Origin of the sequence: Gardnerella sp. DNF00753 (assembly GCF_049244275.1) — a bacterium.
In the GTDB taxonomy this organism is placed as follows: domain Bacteria; phylum Actinomycetota; class Actinomycetes; order Actinomycetales; family Bifidobacteriaceae; genus Bifidobacterium; species Bifidobacterium greenwoodii.
The window spans coordinates 328,269-348,540 of sequence record NZ_CP058393.1 but is presented as its reverse complement, the minus strand read 5'-3'; the positions used below and the strand labels follow the sequence as shown (position 1 = coordinate 348,540).

The window sequence follows — 20,272 nt, the reverse complement described above, 5'->3', positions numbered from 1 at the left end:
CAAACAACCCCAAACCCTCCAAACGCGAGATTGATTCCCCGCGTTTGGAGCGCCAAACAACTCCAAACCCTCCAAACGCCGGAGAAAAACACGGCAAATGTTCCATAAAACGCATTGACCCCTGCCACGCGAATGCGCAACAGGGGTCAAGCGGTATGTCCTTAAGAATTAAATCGGCGAATTAACGAGCGTAGTATTCGACGACGTACTGAATGTTGACTTCAACTGGAATCTGATCGACTTCCGGCTTACGAGTCAAAGTAGCCTTCAAAGAGGCAAGATTCACATCGAGATAACCAGGAACTGCTGGCAAAACGTCGCGATGAACGCCTTCTGCAGCCATCTGGAATGGAACCATGGTCTGGCTCTTGGCACGAACCTGAATGGTCTGGCCTGGCTTGACACGGTAAGATGGGCGATCAACAAGATTGCCATCAACCAAAATATGACGATGTACAACAAACTGACGAGCCTGGGCAGTGGTGCGAGCAAAGCCTGCGCGCAAAACCAAAGCATCAAGACGAGTTTCCAAATCGGTGAGCATTGCGTCACCGGTCTGGCCTGCAGTGTGCGTACCCTTCTCGTAAGCAGCGCGAAGCTGCTTTTCGGAGATGCCGTACTGAGCGCGAAGACGCTGCTTCTCGCGAAGACGTACTGCGTAATCGGACTCGGTGCGACGACGAGTGCGGCCGTGCTCACCTGGAGCATATGGGCGCTTCTCGAAGATACGCTGAGCCTTTGGGGTCAAAGCGATGCCGAGGGCGCGGGAAAGACGCACCTGACGGCGAGAACGCTGAATATTAGTCATAACTAATCCTTTAATTCTGTCGTTATCTGAACGGAACGCGAGCCAAACTTTTAGTCAATCGTAAAATCTCCTAAAAATTACTCACGCTGAGCCGGCCTCTCCAGTGCTTCTTCGTGCTAACACACGAACGCGTAAGTATTAAAACGTTGAAATAACGCCATAACTACCGCGCGCCGACCCACTGATGGGCTAAGGCTCCAGATGATGCTTACACAAAATAGGCATCGTTTCTGATTCTACACACCCGTAAGAATAATTGTTGATATTTTAATTCCTCACGTTTGGAGCATTCAAAGCCCGAAAACACTCCAAACGCGGGAAAAATTGCGCACGTTTGGAGCGATACGCCAGTCCAAACCCTCCAAACGCGGGAAAAAATTTAGTGAAGGGAGCCAGCATCCATTGTGTAGGTGCAATCCGCGCTTCGAGCAGCTTCAGAATCATGCGTTACCATAAGAACCGCAGCACCACTATTTGCAGCCTCGCGCAACATTTCCACCACTATTAGAGTATGCTCTGGATCTAAATCTCCAGTAGGCTCGTCCAAAAGCAGCAGCTTCGGATTGTTTATTAGCGCGCGCACAATCATTACGCGACGCATCTCGCCGCCGGAAAGCTCCTTTGGATAGCACCACAGCAAATCTTCAATATGCAAGCGTTTGCAAAAATCAATAGCGCGATTTGAGTAGTAGTCTTCAACGTCTGTACTTTTGCTTTTTTGATCACTACTTTTTTGATCACTACTTTTTTGACCGCCGCTTTTAGCAATCTGCACGGGCAAAAGAATATTGTCATACACAGTAAGATTTGGCAAAAGAGTTTGCGATTGCGTAACAAAACCTATATTTTGCGCGCGCAATCTAGATACTTCCCAATCGCTAAATTCAGGCGCGGAAATCTCCTTGCCTAAAACCGTTACACTTCCGTGAGTTGGCTTAAGCAATCCGGCAATCAAATTTAATAAAGTAGATTTTCCGTTGCCTGATTTTCCAACAATTGCAACAAAATCGCCACTATTTAGCGAAAAACTTACGTTATTTACCGCAGAGAATCTGTGCTTTCGTCGCATAAACTCTCTAGTTACGCGATTAAGATTCAGCACAGAAACAGACGATTTTTCGCTATTTAATACCGTTTTTTCGCACATCTAATCACTCCCCTGCTCGAAGAGTCAAATATGTTTCACGCATTGCAATACGCCACGTTGTAAGCGCCGAAGCCGCAACAACTGCAAGCAGAGAAAGAACTACGCTCACAGCCATCAAAGCTATTACAGGAAGTGCCGTAACTTCCAAATACGGAAGCTGCAATTGGGAAGAAATAAGCGAACTATAAGGGAAGATTATAAGACTTGCAGACGCAACTCCAATAACTCCCCCCGCAAAACCAAGTATTGCAGATTCGCGAGTAGCCACACCCAAAAGCATTTTTCGCGTAAACCCAAGTATGCGAAGAGAAGCAAACTCTTTTTTGCGCTCATTTAGCGAAGTTGCAAAAACAACAATCAGCACAAGCAATCCAACAATCCAACATGCGGAAATTATAAAAGTAAGCGAGCGCGTAAAAACGCCAAGATTAGCCTGAGTTGTTGCGGTAATTCCTCCTGGGAAAACTATGCCAATGCTAGAAAGCCCAGTTGTTTTTTTAATATTTTGCGCAACTTGTTTGGCACTATAACCTTTGCGTACCTTCACTAAAACTGCAGAAATTGCTTTTTTTGCGTACTCTTTTGGAATGGCGGTATGATGCACTTTTGTAGAATACTCAACTACTTGTGGCACGCTTTCGCGGCGCACAAATACTGAATTATCAATGCTTGTGCCAGTTTTTGCAAGCTGAGCTACAACCGGCCACTGGTGACCAAAAAGCCGAACCGTATTCTTGTAGGAAACTAGTACGTTTGCTCCAGCAATCATTTCGCCTTTGTGCAAAGTCTTTTTATGCTGCGAATAAATCCAAGGGCCTATAACAAAATCGGAATCCGGATCAAAACCAATAATCTGCAGCTTTTCCGCGCAGCATCCTGCAGAAAGTGAGGAAATGTACGTTTGAGCGCTCGCCTTTTGAACGCCAGGCGAACGTCTAACTAAATCCTCAATATTATTGGTGAAGTAAAAAGTACTTGATCCGCCGTTAGTAAGTAGCGCCTCAGCTTTAGTATGCGTGCCGTTTGGAATAACCATAATGTCGGCTCCCATGCGTGCGCGCATACTGTTCAAGCCTTGCGCAAGATTCATAGAAATAAGCGAGCCGCCGAAAAATATGGCAGATAAGCACGCTGCAGCTACCAGCAATGCGGCAGTTCTAAGCGGCTTTCGTTTAAGATTTTCCAGCGGCAAACGCTTTAGCGTAATAGTGCGCATAATTTTTGCTTTATTAAGCCGTTTTACAAGCTATGCTATTAGCTATTAGTCTTCTTTGCTATCCAAATACACGGAAATAGCTGCGAACACCAATGCGAGCACGGAAAGAACAATCAGCGTTGGGCGCGTAACCGATGCGCAATGCATCATTGGGCTCTTGCAAACGCCAATAAGGAATGTTGGAACAGCAATCATAAGCAAAGAATTCACGATTACAGCAATGCTCAAACCGATGCGAACATTTTCTTTAACAAAAAGCGCAACAATTCCAAGAACTGCAATAACTAAGCCAATTCCAAGGGCAGCGCGACCAGTGTAGTAGCATGCCATATGCATTCCGCCTTCAGTTTGGCAAACTTTTGCGAAAGTTAGCGGAGCAATAGCAATCAATATGCCCAAAATAATAGATGGAATTGATGCGAATAATTTGTTTTTCATAATTGATACCTCATTAAATGTATATTATTTATCTTTTAGTGCTGCATTTTCCTTAATGCAACACGCTTCTCGGCGCCCACACCTTCAAGCGCCACGTCCCTGCTAAAAAATATCTTACCTTGAACCGCATAAAACGAAATTTTACAATTTTTCGATTGGAGCGACTCGAAGCATTAAGCGCTTTACGCCATCAGAGCCAAAATCGACTGTAATGATTGAGTTTCTGCCCTTATCTTGAGTTGCAAGAACAGTTCCTAAACCGTAAGTGTCGTGCGTAATTTTGTCTCCAACTTGAAAATCTTGAATATTGAGATTGTTGTCTTTGTCTACTACTGAGGAAGATGAGCCAAGTTTTGTAGCACTTGTTGACGACGCGGATTTTGCGGTGATTTTGCGCGTTTTTACAGCGCTTGACTTAGACCAATTCGATTTAGAACCGTAGGATTTAGAACCGTAAGAAGAGCCGGATCCGTAGGAAGAGCCGTAAGACTTTCCAGAACCGTAGGAAGATCCGTAAGATTTGCTGGAGCCGTAAGACCTAGATCCGTAAGATTTAGATCCATAAGATTTAGATCCATAAGATTTAGATCCGTAAGAGCTTCCGCCGTAAGTTGTTTTTTCACCAAAAGCATCGCTGTAATCGTCATCCCAGCCGCCAAAATCACTGTCGAAGTCAGCATCGAAATCGCTGCCAAAACTGCCTCCGCGCGCACGCGACGAACCCCAACGAGTAACATCAGCCTCTTTGCGCTTCCAATCAATCAAATCATCTGGAATCTCATCCAAAAACTGGCTTGGAAGCATATCTTGAGCCTGACCCCACTGCGCACGCACAGCAGCGCGCGTCACATACAAACGCTGCTTAGCACGCGTAATACCAACGTAAGCAAGACGGCGCTCCTCGCAAAGCTCGCCATCGTCTTCCAAAGCACGCGCATGCGGAAAAGTACCCTGCTCCATGCCAGTTAAGAACACAACCGGATACTCCAAGCCCTTAGCCGTGTGAAGCGTCATCAACGTAACTTTGCCAGTGTCTTCGTTTTCATCCGGCAACTGATCCGAATCTGCCACAAGAGCCGTCGTTTCAAGGAAACCAGCCACGCTGGCATCCGGCGTATTCTGCTCATATTCGGCCGCAACCGACTGCAATTGCGACAAATTATCCACGCGCGAAGCATCCTGCGGATCTTCCGAACGCTGCAAATCTTCCAGCAAACCACTGTCTTTTAAAATGCTGTCAATAACTTTTGAAGGCTTCGAATCGTTATCTTGCATGCACGTCATCAAATTGTGCATAAGATCTCGAAACTCTTTAAGCTTTGCTTCAGTGCGAGTTGGCATGCCTTCAATCGACTCCAAATGCTCCAAAGCTTGCCAGAAGCTTACTCCCTGAGTTTGCGCATACAAGGTAAGTAAAGATTCTGCGCGAGGCCCGAGTCCGCGCTTTGGAACGTTCAAAATTCGACGCATATTAACGTCGTCGTCCGGATTCGCCATGGACTGCAAATACGCGAGCGCATCCTTTACTTCGCGACGCTCATAAAACTTAGTTCCGCCAACCAGCTGATACGGCAAACCCGCCTTAACAAGCGCGTCTTCCAGCGAACGCGACTGCGCATTTGCGCGGTACATAATTGCAATATCCGAGTAAGAAACGCCTTCCTCGCCAGCTAAGCGCGCTATTTCCCCAGCAATCCAAGCCGCTTCCTGCTGAGCGCTGTCTGCAGCGTAGCCGCAAATTGGAGCGCCCTGGCCTAGTGCAGTCCACAATTTTTTAGGCTTACGGCCCTGATTATGCGAAATAACAGCGTTTGCAGCGTCCAAAATTGTTTGCGTAGAGCGATAGTTTTGCTCAAGCATGATAGTCGTTGCGTTCGGGAAATCTTTTTCAAAGTCTTGAATATTGCGAATATCTGCGCCGCGGAAAGCGTAAATTGATTGGTCGGAGTCGCCGACGACGGTGATTGATGCAGGAGGATCAGCTGGTTGCTGCTGCGCCTGCTGTGCTGCATCTGCGCCGCTTTGTGCCGCATTTGCGTTAGATTGTGTTGCGTTTGCGCGAGATTGCTTTACATCCACGCCCGCAAGCTCTCGAACAAGCTCATACTGCGCGTGATTAGTATCCTGATACTCGTCAACCAAAATATAGCGGAACTTGTGACGGTAGTATTTAGCAACTTCCGGAGCTTCTCGCATAAGCTGCACGGTTCGCATAATCAAATCGTCAAAATCAACAGCATTAGCCTGAGCCAAACGATGCTGATATTCCGCATAAATCGAAGCATACACGGCCTCAGCATTCCCAGCGTGCGCAATCTGCTGGCCCAAAACGCCCGGCTTGTAATCGTTGGCATACATGTCTAGCTGCTCTCGCCAACCAATCAAACTATTCTTGCAATCCGAAATCTTCGCCAAAATATTTCGCGGAGTAAATCGCTTAATATCAACGTTAAGCTCGGTTGCAATCATTTTTACTAAACGCTCGCAATCAGCAGTATCGTAAATAGAAAATCCCGGTTTTAAGCCAATACTTTGACCCGACCTGCGAAGTATTTTCACGCATGCGGAATGGAAAGTCGAAACCCACATTGTATTTGCTTCGCTGCCAATAAGACTGCTTAAACGTTCGCGCATTTCGGCGGCGGCTTTGTTGGTAAAAGTGATCGCTAAAATTTGGCTAGGCCACGCGCCTTTTTGGCTTAAAATCCAGGCGATTCTGCGCGTAAGAACTCGCGTTTTGCCGCTACCCGCGCCTGCGCCAATAAGAAGAGCCGGGCCGTCGTACTGCACGGCTTTAGATTGCTGCGGATTTAAGCCTTCGAGTAAAGATTTTTTAATTACGCACATATTTAATCAGGTTTACCACATACTGCAGTCGTTTTTGCGTGATTTGTGTCACACGTTTGGGTATGCTTGAGCGTACTGCAATTTAATAAGCAAGTGCAATCTGCAAATGTAATCTGCTGTAATTGCAATGTATTTGCAATGTAAGTTACGCAAGAAGGGGAACATCGTGCAAGAACTGGAAGAACGCATCCTAGAAGACGGTATTGTAAAACCTGGAAACGTTTTGAAAGTAGACGCTTTTTTGAACCATCAGTGCGATGTTGAGCTGTTTGACCACATGGGAGCCGCTTGGGCTGAACATTTCCGCAATGCTGGCATCAATAAGATTCTTACGATTGAAGCTTCCGGAATTGGAATCGCTTGCGTTGCTGCACGCCATTTTGGCAATATTCCAGTGGTTTTTGCGAAAAAAGCGCAGTCAATTAATCTCGATGGCGACCAATACGTATCTACCGTATTCTCTTTTACAAAGCAGCGCGAGTTTCCGGTAATTGTGTCGCGTAAGTACTTGAGTGCGGAAGATCGCGTGCTTATTTTGGATGATTTTTTGGCTAACGGCAAGGCTTTGCAAGGTTTAATTGATATTTGCGATCACGCTGGAGCTACAGTTGCCGGAATTGGTATTGCGATTGAAAAAGGATTCCAAGGCGGTGGCGACTCGCTTCGTGAAGCCGGATACGACTTGGATTCGCTGGCGATTGTGGATGCGATGGATCCTGTTGATGGCTCAATTTCGTTCCGTAAGTAGCGAGTGTGCTACTTTCTTTTCGATGTTCTTGAGTATCGTCTATGAGTTTTGACTGACGTTCTTGTTCTTTTGTTTTGACGAGGCTGGAAAATTTGTGTTTGCGCACGTCCCGTCCTTCGGGCGCTCTGGCTGCTAAAGGCACTTATTGCGTTCGCCTATCTTTAAAGAATGTAGCTTCTCAGTCCTCTTTTAGTGCTGAACACAATTTTTCCAGCCTCTCAACACATTAAACCGCAACACAAAACTCATAGACTCGTTAAGTTAGTTACGAAAGTGCGTGGCTTACTAAGTGCAACTAAAGTCACGAAATTAAGCTGCGGTTTGATGTGTGGTATGTGTGCCCGGTGTGGTGTTAGCGGAAGCACAGATGTTAGTGTTCGCTAATCAACAAGTAATCACTTTTCACAGAATACATAAACTCACTGAAGTAAGTCTAATTGTGAAAAAACCGAGAAGAATTTTTTGAGACTCTCGATTTTGCTCAGGAATACGATAAAGTAGTCCGGTTGGTATGTTGCAATTCAAATGCAACAAACAATTGATTAGGTGGCTAAACATATGACTGAAGTGGTGATTGCGAGCGCTGTACGCACGCCCATTGGCAAATTCGGCGGCAGCTTATCTTCGCTTTCCTCAGTTGATTTAGGAACGATTGCCGCAAAAGCCGCAATCGAACGCGCAGGTCTTAATGCTCACGACGTAGATCAGGCCATTTTTGGCAACGTTTTGCAAGCAGGCAGCGGTCAGAACGTAGCTCGCCAAATCGCATTGCGCGCAGGACTCGACACTTCCAGCTGCGCAATGACTATTAACGAAGTGTGCGGATCCGGCTTAAAAGCAGTGCGATTAGCACAATCTGCAATCGCAATGGGAGACGCGCAAGTCGTTGTTGCAGGCGGCACCGAAAGTATGAGCAACGTGCCATTTTATGCAACTAACTCGCGATTTAGCGGACACAAATACGGAAACTTTTCGCTTATTGACGGCCTGCAGCGCGACGGCTTAAACGACGCTTTTACAGGCGACGCAATGGGCGTTACTGCAGAAAATGTTGCCGCAAAATTTGGTATTACTCGCGAAGCACAAGATATTTTTGCGCTTAAATCTCACCAAAAAGCTGTTGCCGCTATTAAACGAGGCGATTTTGACTCTGAGATTGTGCCAGTAACTCTTGCAGACGGAACTGTTGTAACACGCGACGAACATCCTCGCGAAGATACGTCTTTAGAGCAGTTGTCGAAATTGCGCACGCTGTTTAAGGCGTCGGACGAAAATTCAGGCGCGGAGCGCGAAGTTAGCGAGCGCGAATCTACCGTAACTGCCGGAAACGCAAGCGGAATCAACGACGGAGCCGCAGCCCTCGTACTTATGAGCAAAGATTACGCGCAAGCGCGCGGAATTGAATATCTTGCGCAAATTGTGGGATTTGCAGAAGGCGGAATTGACCCAGATTTAATGGGATACGCTCCAAAACACGTGATGGAACGCATGCTACGCGCAACCGGAAGCAGCGTTGAAAGCATTGATTTGTTTGAGATTAATGAGGCTTTTGCTGCTCAGAGCATTGCAGTTTCGGAGCAACTTCATATTGACGAGTCGAAGCTAAATGTGAGGGGCGGTGCGATTGCACTCGGTCATCCGCTGGGTGCTAGCGGAGCGAGAATTTTGACTACGCTTATGTACGCTTTGCGAGACAGCAATAAGAAAAACGGAGTGGCTGCTCTTTGCGTTGGCGGCGGAATTGGCGTTGCGATGCAGATTAGAATGCGAAACAATTAAGTTAGAATGCGAAACAATCAAGCTAGAATGCGAAGCAATCAGTAGCATTCGTAGTCGGTAAAATCATGAGGTGATTTCGATGACTGCTTTTCGTGAATTAAGCGTGGAAAATCGCATCAAAACCTTAAAAAATGATGGCGCGATAAACGAGTCTGAAGCAACTTTTTTACTTAAGCAGCTTTCGGAAAGTTCTGATACTACGATTCCCGCGGATGTTGCAAATCATATGATTGAGCATCAGATTGGAAAGTACACGCTGCCGGTTGGCGTTGTGCGCGGGCTGATTGTGAACGGCGAGGCTCGGGATGTGCTGGTTGCAACAGAGGAGCCGTCCGTGATTGCGGCCGCGTGCAATGGGGCGAGGATTGCGGCGGCGGCTTGTGATGCGGCAGGTGTTGCGGCTGTTGCTGATGATGAATGCGGAATTATTGCGCACTCCCCACAATACGTAACCACCGCGCAAATTGCTTTTGAAGACGCGGACGGGAGCGTGGCGGCGCGTTTGCGCGAGATTGTTGAGGATTGTGCAAAGGTTGAGGATTTGCTGCGCGTTGCAAACGAGTCACACCCATCAATGAGTAAAAGGGGTGGCGGCGCGCGAAAATGCCGCGCTTCAGCTTTGCACGGCTTCGCCAAACTCGAGATTGACGTAGACACATGCGACGCAATGGGCGCAAACACAGTGAACACTATGGGCGAAGCCGTCAAAGCCCAGCTGGAAAGCTGGCTCGGCGTTGAGGCGCTTGTGGCGATTCTTACCAACACAAGCCGCGTTGCCACCACAGCAGAAGTGCACATACCGGTTGAAGCGCTCGCATCCAGGCGGCTTGAAGAATGCGAACGCGAAGGCGAAGGAAAGCGCCTCGCACGCCGAATCGCGGCATTAAGCGCGCTAGCCGCCAGCGACCCTGAACGCGCCGCCACGCACAACAAAGGAATCCTGAACGGCATTGCAGGAGCCGCGCTCGCGTCCGGAAATGATACGCGAGCGCTAGAAGCGGCAGCACACGCGTGGGCGGCGCGCTCCGGTCGCTACCTACCACTGTCAACGTGGAACACCGAAAGCTTAAACAACCAAACCATACTCCATGGCCGTATTGAAATTCCGCTACAGATCGGCATTGTTGGCGGCTCAATCTCATCTCTTCCAATGGCAAAACTCGCTCTTAAAATCGGCAAATACAAAAACGCAAACGACTTTAGAAACACGCTTGCAGCCCTCGGTTTAGTGCAAAATCTTGCGGCACTGCGCGCGTTGGCAGGCCCCGGCATTCAGGCCGGTCACATGTTGTTGCATGCCTCAAATCTTGCAATCGCAGCCGGCGCTAAAGGCGAAGAAATCGAGAAAATCGCAAAAAATCTTCTGCAACTTAGTCCTGCAGAAAGAACTACGGAAAAAGTTGCGCAATTACTTAAAACATTTCGCGAACCAAGTAAAAATTGAGGAAAATTTAGGGATTTAGGGAAAATGAACACACGAGATACCAAAACCACAACCAATACCACAACTCCACTTGCCGTCGGCATCGACCGCATCTCCTTCGCTACCCCGCACTACTACTTAAATCTCACAGATCTTGCAAACGCGCGCGGAATCGACCCTAATAAATTCACAATCGGAATCGGCCAAAGCGAGCAATCCGTGCCACCAAATCACCAAGACATCGTCACCCTCGCCGCCCAAGCCGCTCTCCCACTGTTACCCCACATCGATAGCAATCGCCTCAAAATGCTAATCGTCGGCACAGAAAGCGGCGTCGACGCAAGCAAATCAAGCGCACTATACGTTCAAAATCTGCTAAAACTCACTCCGTGGGTGCGTGTCGTTGAAGTAAAAGAAGCTTGCTACGGCGGCACTGCAGCTTTGATGATGGCATGCGACTACGTGCGCGCGCACGCCGAAAAAGATCCGCAAGTGCTGGTAATTGCGTCCGATATTGCGCGTTACGGGCTTGCTACCCCTGGCGAAGTAACGCAAGGTGCTGGTGCTGTGGCAATGCTTGTGAGCGCGAATCCGCACGTGCTTAAAATTAACGACGATAGCGTTGTGAAATCCGCGGATATTCAGGACTTTTGGCGACCAGTTTACCAGGATACTGCGCTTGCTCGCGGCAAGTTTTCGACTGAGCAGTATATAGAATTTTTCTGCGACGTGTGGCAAAAGTATTGTGCGCAAAACGATTGTAATTTCAACGATTTTGCAGGACTTTGCTTCCATTTGCCGTATACGAAAATGGGTTTGAAAGCGCTTAAAGCGGCGATGGATACTTGCGATACTACTTGCGCTGATTCTTGCGATAATAGCAACCTAAGCGAGTCGTCACGCAATCGATTACTTTCGCGCTACGAAACAAGCACAAAGTACAGTCGTCGCGTAGGCAATATTTATACGGGTTCCCTGTATTTGGGATTGCTGTCTTTACTTGAGTTAGACGGACTTGAGTTAGACGGACTTGAGTTAGACGGATGCTCTCACGAAAATAGCGAGCTTCCTCCACTTAAAAGCGGCGATAAAATCGGCCTATTTTCTTACGGATCCGGCGCTGTTGGCGAGTTCTTTAGCGCAACTCTTGTTCCAGGATTTAAAGACGCGCTGTTTGTTCGAGAGCACGCGGATATGCTCGATTCGCGCGTGCGATTAAGCGTTGCAGATTACGAGGAGATGTTTTCTAGCGTTGCGCCTTACGCTCCGGAAGATTTCGTAAGCGATACGTCTCACCGCGAGCGCGCACACTTCTTCCTCGAAGGCATCACATCGCAAGAGCGCCACTATAGCTCGAACTAAAGCGAGGCACAAAGTGCGCGGCATAAACTACTCGCTATAATCCTTTATCAAATGAATCTCACCCACAGTAGGCTGACGAGCCGGCAATTCCATCCAATTTCCACCGTCATAGCCACCTGGGTGAGCCGCAACCATAATCTTTTTGCCCGCATACTTTTCAACAAACGCAGCCTGATCTTTATCCGAATTATCAAATCGAACAGAAACAAGATCAAATATCATGTGACTTGGCATAAACCCACCATACATTCCAGTGCGAAAACCGTTACCCGAACGCTTCTGATCTAATGCAATAATGTCAAAAGTACCGTTTCCTTCGTTTCCTTCGTTCAGAGATTTCATAACTTCATCCTTAGCATTTGGATCATTTGGAGTAGTGCCAGGATAATCGTACGCTTCTTCAGCACTCAACCTCTTAACAGTTCCAGAAAAAACTTGATACCCTTTTTCGAGCCACTCATTAATAGTTTTATTCATCTTCTTCTGCTCAGGAGTTAAATTCGGGGTATCAATCAGATTGTTTATATCAGTTAAGTCGTTAACAGACACAAATTTTGGATACACAAAATTTTGCAAACCAGCCAACGAGCCTGTAGTAAATTTGGTCTTAAATTCTATAGGTTTATCAACGTCAACCGTAGATTTATCAAAACTCTTACCATTAATTTTGTATGTATACACATGCCAAGGAAGACCATCAACACCATCATTTTCAGGAGTTTGATACGATCTTGCAACAACAATACCGTCATGATTGCCACCGAAGAAGATAGTGCCACGCTCTTCATAAATATCATGCTTATCTATAATGTCCGGATACGAAACAATCTTTCCATTTTTGTACGAGAATACGTGAATATATTGATCTTCACCAATATTGAAATCTTCAGACGCAGTAACAACCATTTCCGGAATATTGTCGCCATCAATATCCCACAATGCGTAGTAATAGCTGTAATGCTGAGGGAAATTAGTAGAAGTATAAGATCCGCTATCAATCAAATTTTTGTAAGCTTTACCGGCATTTGAGATAATATCGTCTTGAGTTAAAGCTTTAGGTGCGCTTGCGTTATTAAAACTGTTACCTGCAGCATTCAGATTAGAATTTGCGCCGCGAGTTGATGAAGAATTATTATTCGAGCGGAAATACCATACGCAAGTGCATACAACTAGCACAATTACAACAACAGCGGAAATTACGGCAATAATAAGATTCTTAGGTTGACTTAGCGCTGCAAAGAACTTGGAAAACTTCGGTTTGACTGGATTAAGCTGCTGTGTATAAGCCGACGGTTGCGATTGCTGGTATTGCTGAGACGGCTGATATTGCTGAGTCTGCTGGTATTGCTGAGACGACTGGTATTGATTAGACGGCTGGTATTGCTGGTATTGCTGAGTCTGCTGAGGCGCGTAAGTCTGTTGCGGCTGCTGCGATTGTTGCAACTGCTGCGATTGTTGTGATTGCTGATCCTGCGGCTGCTGAGAAGCTGCATCTTCTACTCTTGCACCGCATTTTGTGCAGAACTTGACTGTACCATTGATAGGATTACCACAATTAATGCAAAACATACGAAACCTTCTATCATGCAGCAAATCATAAGCTAAATCGCATAACCATCATCAATTCTAATAGATAAACGATAAAACAAATAATAAAGCTCTGCGCCGGTGTTACGTGAGTCTTAAAACCCAAGTAACACAGCGCAGAGCCAATGCTTAAGTTCAATCAACGCAAGTAAACAAGCAAACAGCTAAACAACAATCTGCCTGCCACACACGTTTCGTAAAATCTCGTAAAATCTCGTAAAATTTCACAATCTAGCAATTTCGTAAAATTTACAAAACTGCTAACGAGAGCTATCTACTACTCAGCCACAACCTTCACGGTGAAGGAAGCGGTGATTTCCGGATGCAACGCTACGGTTGCTGGGAACTCACCAGTGGTCTTAATAGCAGCAACCTTGATTGCGCGAGCTTCCACAGCGGCCTTTGGAGCCAAAGCAGCAGCAATCTTCTCGGCAGAAATGCCACCGAAGAGCTTGCCGGACTCGGAAACCTTAGCAGCGAGCTCAACAACGGTGCCTTCAATCTGAGCCTTAGCTGCAACAGCCTCTTCACGAGTAGCAACAGCCTTAGCCAAACGAGCGCGACGCATTGCCTCAATCTGGGAAGCAGCACCCTTATTCCAAGCAAAAGCTAAACCTTGTGGAATAAGGTAGTTACGAGCATAGCCAGCCTTAACTTCAACAACGTCACCAGAGTGACCGAGGTTGGCAACAGTCTTGGTAAGAATAACCTTAGTTTCAGCCATTGTTACAACCTCTCAATCAGCGACCGGTAGTGGCGTATGGGAGCAAAGCCATTTCGCGAGCGTTCTTCACGGCCTTCGCGATCTTGCGCTGTTCCTGCACGGTTACGCCGGTAATACGACGGGAACGAATCTTGCCGCGGTCAGAAACGAACTTGCGCAGCAAAGCAACGTCTTTATAATCAATTTCAGTAATTTTGGCAGCCTTCAGAGGATTTGGCTTCTTCTTGAAAGGCTTGACCGGTGGTTGCGGCCTCTTGCGTGACATAAGATGTCCTCTCTCAAATCCGTTATGCTATTTATTCGCATAACATTTAACTGATGATGAAATTATTAGTATTAAGCAAATAATATTAAGCAATATTAAGTAAACAGCCTAAAATTCCGGCTCTTGCTCGTCGCCGCCGAAATCAGCGCCGGCACCGAAAGTAGTAAATCCGTCGTTCGTTGGTGCAGAACTCCACGGATCTGCTCCAGCATTCGCATTGGAAGCAGCTTGACTTGCAGCGTAATTCGCGCCGCCAGCATAACCGCCCTGAGCGAAGTTAGGATTACTTGCACCGTTCGCACCGTTACCAGCTCCAGCTGCACGAGATCCGCCAGCAAAACCAGCTGCGGAAGTCTGTCGATTAACCTGAGCAGTTGCGTAACGCAAAGAAGGACCAATCTCATCGATAGTAAGCTCTACTACCGTGCGATTTGAACCATCTTGCGCCTGATACGAGCGCTGCGACAATCGGCCCTGCGCAATAACGCGCATACCTTTAGAAAGACTATTAGCGCAATGCTCTGCCAGGTCTCGCCAAGCTGAGCAGCGCATAAACAATGCAGGACCATCCTCGAACTGATTCGTATTACGATTGAACGTACGAGGCGTAGACGCAATGGTAAAGCTTGCAACAGAAGCACCATTAGAAAGCGACCTTAATTCAGGATCTGCCGTGAGATTTCCCACAACAGTGATAATTGTTTCGCCTGCCATAGTTTGCCTTTTCTTTCTCGCTTTTGCTTGATTTTAAGATCCAACTAAATTCTTGCTAAATCTAACTAAATTCTTGCTAAATTCTTGCTAAATATAGCTAAATCTTACTAAATCTTGCAATTATTTACTTTATTACCTTATTTACTTAGCGTCCTTGCGAAGAATCTTCGTGCGGATTACAGACTCGTTAAGGTTCAAAACACGGTCAAGTTCGTCGCTTACGGCTGGCTCAGCAGTGTAGTTAACCACAACGTAGTTACCTTCGGTCTTGCCGTCAATTTCGTAAGCGAACTTGCGACGACCCCAGTAATCGGTACCGTCAACAGAACCGCCCTCGTTGGTGACGAGCTCAAGATACTGCTCGGTCAACTTCTTAAGACCGTGCTCATCCAGCTCAGGATTTGCAATGAACATCAGTTCATACTTATGTGCAGACATCACCCACCTCCTTCGGACTATCGGCTATGGACTTTCCACAGCAGGAGTGTGTTTGCAAATATGCGCGGCGTTTTGCTGATTTCGCTAGTCTTTAACTCAGAAGTCGCTAATTAGGCAGCTTGCAGCGTTAAAACCGCACATAACTTGGCTATTCTACCCCGCGCTCGCGACGACATAGTTAAGAGATAAAAGTGAAAGACAGAAGCGGAAAATCCGGCCAAAACGACTCAAACGCCGGAAAAGTTGCGCACGTTTGGAGCGATACACAACCCAAAACCCTCCAAACGCGAGATAAGTTCCCCGCGTTTGGAGCGCCAAGCCCTCCTAAACTCTCCAAACACGAGAAAAGTTGCGCACGTTTGGAGCGATACACAACCCACAACCCTCCAAACGCGAGAAAATCTCCCCGCGTTTGGAGCGATACGCCACACCAAACCCTCCAAACACGAGCAGTTTAGGTCGTCGCGATTACGCGCGCTCGTGAATATCAACCATGCGATTAGCAATCAGCTCCGGATTGAGCGACTCGTGCACAGGCTGCATCGACTCAGTATTAAGAGCCGCCGCAGCAACCGCAAAACGACCAGTCTTAGCTGAATCAAACTCGTTATATCGCGCATAAATCAACGCCGCCGTCGCAGCATCGCTAGAACCATTATCGTTTCCAACAGCTTCAACGCCAATGTTCCCATTACCGTGCGCAAGCATCATTCGCTGCACACGCTTTACAGGCACAGGGTAAAACGCCACTCCCTCATCTGCCACACCATAAGCCACACCCGCGCGACCAGCATTCACAAACACATTCTTCACGCCGCGCTTAAGCAACGCACCCGCGCAACGCGTCGCGGAACGCTCGTCAATCGCATTAATGCCAGTAAGCGCCTGCGACTCGGCAGTATCTAGCACAAGAGTATCAATTCTAGACAATCTAGACAGCACGCGCGGAGCCTTCGCATCCGTAATCGCGCGCACAATAATCGGACGACGATACCTATCACACAACCACTCAAACGACTTCTGTGGAATATTAGTATCAAGCACCAAAATATCTGCGTTTTCAATAATCGACATGCGTTCGCGCAGAAAATCAGGAGTCATGTGGTCGTAAATACTCATGTCATCCAAAGCGAGCAAACGCTGGCCGGAAGCGTCGCCAACATACATGTAAGAAGCGGTCATAGAATCCGGAAGCTGTTTTGCGTAACCAATATCTAATCCGTTTGCAGCAGCATCAATGCGGAACAATTCGCCATTGTGGTCGCCGCCATACACAGAAACCATGCTTGTGCGCACATTAAGTCGCTCCAAAGCAACTGCAATATTTCGCCCAACTCCACCGAGCATGTAACGAACGCGCGAAGCGTTAGACGTGTAATCCATCAAATCGCCGCAAGCAATTCCCAGCACGTCCATGCTAATGCCGCCAACAACGGTTACGTAGCTTGGAGGCGTAACAATATAGCCCTTGCCGCGCAAGTAGCCTTTGCGAATGAGATTAGAGATGTGAGCCGCAATACCAGAACGAGTAATGCCTGCAAGATTTGCAAGTTCCTGTTGACTAATCATTGGATTTTGTTGAATCCAAGCCAAGATTTGCTGTTCACGTTCTGTCATTGTAGGCCTCATCTCTATTGCTATTACAAATGATCCTTACCTTTGCTTACTTTCTAGGATATTCACAAATCTCATAATATGCACGTAAATTTATAAAATTTTATGTATTTTTGTTTATTTTTGTGCTAGGAACTACAATTTTAGGAGTTTTATTTATTAGATTTGATTAGATTTTATTAGATTTAATTAGACTTAATTAGACTTGACTACGCAAGTTTAGTTGCTTACGATTTGCGCGCGTCCGCCTCTAGTAAAGTCTAAAACAGCGCCAGCAAGATTCGTAAAAGTTGTAAGATGCACGTCGTCGCGCAAAATTTCAGCAGCGTCATCTCGCGCCTGCGCAATAATCTTCGCATCTTGAACAACGCGCAAAAGCTTCAAACTCGAGCTTCCACCAGACTGCGAATCGCCCAAAACGTCGCCAACATTGCGCAATTCCAAATCTTTTTGCGCAATAACCGCTCCATCAAGGGAATTTTCAACAACCTGCAAACGCTCCTGAGCAACCGTGTCACCATCGGTTTGCGCAACCAAAAACGCCCAAGAATTCGTGCCACCGCGCCCAACTCGACCACGCAACTGGTGCAATTGCGCAAGACCAAATCGATCCGCATCAAAAATCACAATGCAGCTTGCCTGAGGCACGTCAACGCCCACCTCAATCACAGTAGTTGCAACCAAAACCTGCACGTCTCCGCGCGCAAAACGCTCCATAGTTTCGCGCTTTGTTGCGTCATCGTCGCGGCCGGTAAGCTGAGCAAACTTAATACCTTTGAACTGCGGAAGTGCGGAAAGTCGCCTTAAAATGCCGGTAACCGTGTGCAATTTACGGGCAGGAGTTAAGTTTGCTGAATCGTCGGAAGCGGCGCGAGATAAGTCGGAATCGCCCTGCGATAAATCATCGTCGCTTTCTAAATCATCGTCCTCAATATGCGCGCAAACCACGTAAGCACGCTCCCCCGCGTCAATTCGCGAGCGAATATGGGCAAACATGCGCGCCATAGTAGCAGCATCTGCTTCCTGCACCACAAAAGTGCGAATCGGCTTTCTGCCGCCCGGAAGTTCAGTCAAATACGAAGCATCCAAATCGCCAAACCAAGTCATTGCGGCAGAGCGCGGAATAGGAGTTGCTGTCATTACCAAAAGATGCGGGGTGATTGAAGAACCTTCAGCACGCGAAACTTCAGAATGTGAATCTTCAGCACGCGAAACTTCAGCAGGCGAATCTTCGCTCATTTTGCGCATTAGCACATCTCGCTGCGCAACCCCAAAACGATGCTGCTCGTCAATTATAACCAGCGCCAAATTAGTCGGCTTAAAAGTCGCAGAAAAAGCTGCGTGCGTGGCCACAATCAGCGCCGGCTCACCGCTTGCAACATTCGCGAGCGCGCGGCGACGCTCGGCAAGCTTCATGCCGCCAGTAACCAAAATAACAGGAACATTTAGCTTCGCCCGCTTAATCATCTGCCGCAAATTTTCGGCGTGTTGCGACGCCAGAACCTGAGTTGGAGCAACCAAAACCGCCTGATACCCAGATCCGACCGCTTCCAACATTGCACTCACAGCCACAACCGTTTTTCCGGAACCAACCTCGCCTTGCAAAAGTCGACGCATTGGGCGGCGCTCATGCATATCGCCAATAATTTCGTCAATAACCTCTTGCTGGCCGCTCGTAAGCAAAAACGGTAAACTTTCCGTAAATTTGCAGCGAAGACGAGAATTATTACAGGATTTTGCCTGATTATTTTTAGAATTTTCGCGAGATTGCAGCACAGCCACTTGCGAAACAAAAGCTTCTTCGTAACGCAACGTGGCAAGAGCTTTGTAAAATTCGTCGGTTGATTGAGGATTGTGAATAGCGCAAATTGCTTCCGCGCGAGGCAAAAGATTGCGCTTTTTTAGCACGGATTCCGGAAGAATATTGGGGATTTGGGCGGAAAGTGTGGGTTGAGCCGGTTGCGCGGGCTGAGCAGGTTGATTAGATGCGGAAAGTGCAGAAATCACAGAAAGCACAGTTTCGTGAATATGCTCGCTGGAAATCCTAGAATTTGCGTGATAAACCGGCTGCGGGGCGCAAAGTCTAGCCAAACCTTCCTCAACGCTTCCAACAGTATCGGCAGACTTATTAAAACTATCGTGATTTTGTGAATCTACTATTAAAATCTGCGGATGCGCAAACTGAAGTCGGCCATTAAAAGCGCTCGACACGCCGCCAATCACAACGTTTTCACCAACTCTCATCCTAGACGAAAGCCAATTAGCGTAAGCGCGATTTTTAGAAAAATAAATAAGTTGCGCAGCTGATTGCTGATCTTGCAAAACGTTGACTTCAAGCCTAAACCCGCGGCGCGCGTTCATTGGCACAAGGTTAATCGACTGAATCTGAGCATAAAACGCAATCTCTTCGCCAATTTGAACATCACGCAAACGCGCAATTTTTAGCGGATTTGTAACCCTGAACGGGTAGTAAGTTAGAGCGTCTTCGATTGTGATGATGCCAAGTGACTTCAGAGCAGAAACGCGGCGCTTGTTGCTGATTATTGAGGAAAGTGCAGCGTGCGTTTTGGCTGAGTTCGTGGGCATATTTAGCATATTTCGATTATAAATCATCCGCAAAGCATTTACTTAAGCGCGCTCCAAACGCGAGAAACTTAACTCGCATTTGGAGCGATACACCAGACAAAACCCTCCAAACACGAGGAAAGTTGCTCACATTTGGAGCGATACACCAGACAAAACCCTCCAAACACGAGGAAAGTTGCTCACATTTGGAGCGATACACCAGACCAAACCCTCCAAACGCGGGGAAAATGCAAATACAAAAAAGCCCCGAGCGCTGCTCAGGGCCTTACAATTTAAACGCAATCAATACGCGATTCACGCCTCAACGCGCTGAACCTTGCCAGCCTTAATGCATTTCACGCACACGCGAAGACGAACATTTTCGCCATCAATAGTAGTGCGAACCGGCTGAAGATTCGGGCGGAAGGTGCGCTTATTGCGGATATGCGAATGTGAAACACTGAAACCGGTCTGCGGTCCCTTGCCACATACTGCGCAACGAGCTGCCATAATGGACTCCCTATTTTCTTTGACTTGCAAGTCTTGCGTCATTCAACCATGCCACTGCCCGCGCAAATTACGTATTCAAATAGCCTA

General features: G+C 47.2%; 17 protein-coding genes. 4 read left to right on the top strand and 13 right to left on the bottom strand.

Annotation, left to right across the window (positions count from 1 at the left end; translation table 11 throughout):
* Positions 1-181: 181 nt before the first annotated feature.
* The 5 genes from rpsD to HXT33_RS01500 form a co-directional block, all read right to left on the bottom strand.
* Positions 182-808: a 30S ribosomal protein S4 gene (gene rpsD, locus HXT33_RS01520; protein WP_004105277.1), complete on the bottom strand. Its 627-nt coding sequence runs from the start codon at positions 806-808 to the stop codon at positions 182-184.
* Between the two features lie 379 nt (positions 809-1,187).
* A complete protein-coding gene (locus tag HXT33_RS01515; protein ID WP_421787265.1) occupies positions 1,188-1,955 on the bottom strand; it encodes an ABC transporter ATP-binding protein in 768 nt (255 codons plus the stop codon).
* 4 nt (positions 1,956-1,959) lie between these two features.
* The gene (locus HXT33_RS01510) at positions 1,960-3,171 is read right to left on the bottom strand and encodes an ABC transporter permease (protein WP_004136972.1); all 1,212 of its coding nucleotides are present in this window, start codon (positions 3,169-3,171) and stop codon (positions 1,960-1,962) included.
* A 45-nt stretch (positions 3,172-3,216) separates the two neighbouring features.
* Positions 3,217-3,609, bottom strand: a complete 393-nt coding sequence (locus HXT33_RS01505) for a DUF4418 family protein (RefSeq protein WP_102694940.1) — start codon at positions 3,607-3,609, stop codon at positions 3,217-3,219.
* A 141-nt stretch (positions 3,610-3,750) separates the two neighbouring features.
* Entirely contained in the window at positions 3,751-6,456 is a 2,706-nt protein-coding gene (locus HXT33_RS01500; protein WP_421787262.1) for an ATP-dependent helicase, read from the bottom strand.
* A 166-nt stretch (positions 6,457-6,622) separates the two neighbouring features.
* Between HXT33_RS01500 and HXT33_RS01495 the strand changes: the two genes are divergently transcribed.
* The 4 genes from HXT33_RS01495 (at position 6,623) to HXT33_RS01480 (ending at position 11,768) form a co-directional block, all read left to right on the top strand.
* The gene (locus HXT33_RS01495; RefSeq protein ID WP_421787260.1) at positions 6,623-7,204 is read left to right on the top strand and encodes a xanthine phosphoribosyltransferase; all 582 of its coding nucleotides are present in this window, start codon (positions 6,623-6,625) and stop codon (positions 7,202-7,204) included.
* Positions 7,205-7,762: 558 nt separating this feature from the next.
* The gene (locus HXT33_RS01490; protein ID WP_421787258.1) at positions 7,763-8,983 is read left to right on the top strand and encodes an acetyl-CoA C-acyltransferase; all 1,221 of its coding nucleotides are present in this window, start codon (positions 7,763-7,765) and stop codon (positions 8,981-8,983) included.
* Between the two features lie 79 nt (positions 8,984-9,062).
* Positions 9,063-10,427, top strand: a complete 1,365-nt coding sequence (locus HXT33_RS01485) for a hydroxymethylglutaryl-CoA reductase, degradative (protein WP_421787256.1) — start codon at positions 9,063-9,065, stop codon at positions 10,425-10,427.
* Between the two features lie 24 nt (positions 10,428-10,451).
* Positions 10,452-11,768: a hydroxymethylglutaryl-CoA synthase gene (locus HXT33_RS01480; RefSeq protein WP_421787254.1), complete on the top strand. Its 1,317-nt coding sequence runs from the start codon at positions 10,452-10,454 to the stop codon at positions 11,766-11,768.
* Positions 11,769-11,795: 27 nt separating this feature from the next.
* Here the strand turns inward: HXT33_RS01480 and HXT33_RS01475 are convergent, their stop codons facing one another.
* The 8 genes from HXT33_RS01475 to rpmB form a co-directional block, all read right to left on the bottom strand.
* A complete protein-coding gene (locus HXT33_RS01475) occupies positions 11,796-13,337 on the bottom strand; it encodes a zinc ribbon domain-containing protein (RefSeq protein ID WP_421787252.1) in 1,542 nt (513 codons plus the stop codon).
* Positions 13,338-13,632: 295 nt separating this feature from the next.
* Complete coding sequence (rplI, locus tag HXT33_RS01470) at positions 13,633-14,079, bottom strand: 50S ribosomal protein L9 (RefSeq protein ID WP_004128899.1); 447 nt, start codon at positions 14,077-14,079, stop codon at positions 13,633-13,635.
* A 16-nt stretch (positions 14,080-14,095) separates the two neighbouring features.
* Positions 14,096-14,344, bottom strand: a complete 249-nt coding sequence (gene rpsR, locus HXT33_RS01465) for a 30S ribosomal protein S18 (RefSeq protein WP_004105399.1) — start codon at positions 14,342-14,344, stop codon at positions 14,096-14,098.
* A gap of 108 nt (positions 14,345-14,452) precedes the next feature.
* Positions 14,453-15,058, bottom strand: coding sequence for a single-stranded DNA-binding protein (locus tag HXT33_RS01460; RefSeq protein ID WP_004128901.1), 606 nt, complete (start codon positions 15,056-15,058; stop codon positions 14,453-14,455).
* A gap of 141 nt (positions 15,059-15,199) precedes the next feature.
* A complete protein-coding gene (gene rpsF, locus HXT33_RS01455) occupies positions 15,200-15,496 on the bottom strand; it encodes a 30S ribosomal protein S6 (protein WP_004136958.1) in 297 nt (98 codons plus the stop codon).
* Positions 15,497-15,964: 468 nt separating this feature from the next.
* On the bottom strand, positions 15,965-17,113 hold the full coding sequence (locus HXT33_RS01450) for a PfkB family carbohydrate kinase (RefSeq protein WP_375169064.1): 1,149 nt from the start codon (positions 17,111-17,113) through the stop codon (positions 15,965-15,967).
* 216 nt (positions 17,114-17,329) lie between these two features.
* On the bottom strand, positions 17,330-19,723 hold the full coding sequence (locus HXT33_RS01445; protein ID WP_421787251.1) for an ATP-dependent DNA helicase RecG: 2,394 nt from the start codon (positions 19,721-19,723) through the stop codon (positions 17,330-17,332).
* 267 nt (positions 19,724-19,990) lie between these two features.
* The gene (gene rpmB, locus HXT33_RS01440; protein ID WP_004105392.1) at positions 19,991-20,185 is read right to left on the bottom strand and encodes a 50S ribosomal protein L28; all 195 of its coding nucleotides are present in this window, start codon (positions 20,183-20,185) and stop codon (positions 19,991-19,993) included.
* Positions 20,186-20,272 lie beyond the last annotated feature (87 nt).